Source organism: Paraburkholderia sp. GAS42 (assembly GCF_050436565.1).
Lineage (GTDB): Bacteria > Pseudomonadota > Gammaproteobacteria > Burkholderiales > Burkholderiaceae > Paraburkholderia.
The window spans coordinates 1-2,541 of the sequence record NZ_JBNDML010000062.1 but is presented as its reverse complement, the minus strand read 5'-3'; the positions used below and the strand labels follow the sequence as shown (position 1 = coordinate 2,541).

Genomic DNA, 2,541 nt, shown 5'->3' with positions numbered 1-2,541 from the left:
GAACGAAACCGCTCGCGCGGTAGGGGGCTCCGGCCCGTGGTAGTGGTAATGCTGAGGAAACCGACTCTGTTTTCATGTTGATGGGCGAGGCAATCCGCCTCGTCACTCAACGGGAGCAGAGTCATGACCCACACCAGCCAGGGCATCAGCCCGCTGCGCCAGCGCATGATCGACGACATGCGCATGCGCCAGCTTTCCCCCAGGACGCAGGCCAACTATCTGCGGATCGTGCGCGAGTTTTCCCGGTTTCTCGGGCGCTCACCCGATACCGCCACCGTCGAGGACCTGCGAGGCTACCAGCTGCATCTGGTTGATCACGGCACGTCACCCGTTTCGCTGAACGCCGCGATCACCGGACTGAAGTTCTTCTTCGAGATCACGCTTCATGAGCCCGAGCTGATGGCGCGGATGCAGCCGGTGCGTGTGCCACGCACGCTGCCCGTCGTGCTCAGCCCGGACGAAGTGGGCCGACTGATCGCGGCCACCGGCAACCTGAAACACCAGACTGCGCTGTCGGTCGCGTACGGCGCCGGCCTGCGTACCAGTGAAGTGGTCGCGCTGAAGGTCGGTGATGTCGACAGCCAGCGCATGACGCTGCGCATCGAGCAGGGCAAGGGCCGCCGCGACCGCTACGCGATGCTCTCGCCGGTGCTGCTCGAACGCCTGCGTGTCTGGTGGCGCGTGGCTCACGCGCAGGGCAGGATGCTCGAAGGTGGGTGGTTGTTTCCGGGCCTCGATCCGGTGGATCCGCTGAGCACGCGGCAGCTGAACCGCGCCATCCATGCCGCGGCCGAGGCGGCGCAGATCGACAAGCGCGTGTCCATGCATACGTTGCGCCACAGCTTTGCAACCCACCTGCTCGAACAGAAGGTCGATATCCGTGTGATCCAGGTCCTGCTCGGACACAAGAAGCTGGAGACCACCGCACTTTATGCACAGGTCGCTACTGATTTGCTGCGTGAGGTGATCAGTCCGCTGGAGAATCTGCACAACACATAGCACGCGGAGCACTTCCGTGCCCGAAGTCGCGGACATCTTCCGCGCGCATGGGCCGGCGTGGCGACAGACGGTACAGCTGAGCCTGGGACAGCTGAAGGTCATGTCGGCAATCCAGCAGTGCCGCAGTGCGGCGCTGGGTGGACATGTGTTGCGCTGTTCCGGCTGCGAACAGATGGAAGTCGCCTACAACTCCTGCCGCAACCGCCATTGCCCGAAGTGTCAGGCAAGCGCCGCACGACGATGGCTCGAGGCGCGTCAGGCCGACCTGCTGCCCGTCGAGTATTACCACGTGGTATTCACATTACCCGCCGCGATCAGCGCGATCGCCTGGTACAACAAGGCGGTGATCTACGGGCTGCTGTTCGATGTTGCCGCCGAGACCCTGCGCACCATCGCCGCCGATCCGAAGCATCTGGGCGCGCAGATTGGCGCGACGCTGGTGCTGCATACGTGGGGCTCGGCACTGACGCACCATCCGCACGTGCACGGCATCGTCCCTGGCGGGGGCCTGTCACCTGATGGCGAGCGGTGGGTCGCGTGCCGGCCCGGCTTCTTCCTGCCGGTGCGCGTGCTCTCGCGCCTGTTCCGGCGCCGTTTCCTGGAGGAACTCGCGACCGTGCATCGCCGCGGCCAGCTGCGGTTCTTCGGCGAGTATGCCGCGCTCGCTGATCGGGCTACCTTCGTCCGGTGGCTCGCGCCGCTGCGCGCCTGTGAATGGGTGGTGTATGCGAAGCGCCCGTTCGCCGGACCCGGGGCCGTACTCGCCTATCTGTCGCGCTACACGCATCGCGTGGCCATCTCCAACCAGCGGCTCATGGCGATCGATGAACGCGGCGTGACCTTCCACTGGAAGGACTACCGCGCCAGGGGGCGCACCCGCTACAAGACCATGACGCTCGAAGCCGGCGAGTTCATGCGGCGCTTCCTGCTGCACGTGTTGCCTGGTGGCTTCCACCGCATCCGTCACTACGGGCTGCTAGCCAATCCGGTGCGGCGGCACAACCTGGCGACCATACGTGCGTTGCTGCACGCTCCAGCAGTCATTGACGCCAGCGATGACGCGTCTGCGGATGCCCGGGCGCCGAGCTTTATCTGCAGACACTGCGGCGCGCCGATGATCGTCATCGAGATCCTCCTGCGCACCCACCCGATTCGCGCGCCGCCGACATTGCGAGGCAGCGCATGAGCGCAAATGACCAGGATGTTCAATCCGACTGTCGGCTCTTCGGCAACGAGCGCCAACAAGGAGACACTCACGCCTGCCGCTCCAGGCAGACCTTGCCGCTGCTCGCGGCATCGTCACCACCTGGCGGGCGACAGCTTCGAAGCCACCTTCGACATCACCCCGACCCGGATTTGCTTCAGCCTCCCGCGGCAAGGTTGACGGTGAGCTCCCTTCAATCCCCATAGCCGCTCAAGGTTCCGGCCGCGTCGGTCCACTCCGCGGTTTCCTCCCTCGAGGCTTGTCCAACGCCTGCCCGCATGCGTCATCGTGCCCTCATGGTGCAGCAGACAAGGGCAGGCGTCGAACAACCCTTAACG

2 protein-coding genes are annotated in these 2,541 nt (G+C 65.1%); both read left to right on the top strand.

The features are described from left to right. Window positions 1–123: 123 nt before the first annotated feature. Entirely contained in the window at window positions 124–999 is an 876-nt protein-coding gene (locus P3T16_RS34755) for a tyrosine-type recombinase/integrase (RefSeq protein WP_429345655.1), read from the top strand. 16 nt (window positions 1,000–1,015) lie between these two features. After that, window positions 1,016–2,185 (top strand): IS91 family transposase, encoded by a 1,170-nt coding sequence (locus P3T16_RS34750; protein WP_429345654.1) that lies wholly within the window; start codon window positions 1,016–1,018, stop codon window positions 2,183–2,185. Window positions 2,186–2,541: the final 356 nt, after the last annotated feature.

Excerpts from the sequence above, each read along its gene's own strand:
- P3T16_RS34755 (WP_429345655.1), top strand. The coding sequence starts at position 124 with ATGACCCACACCAGCCAGGGCATCAGCCCGCTGCGCCAGCGCATGATC.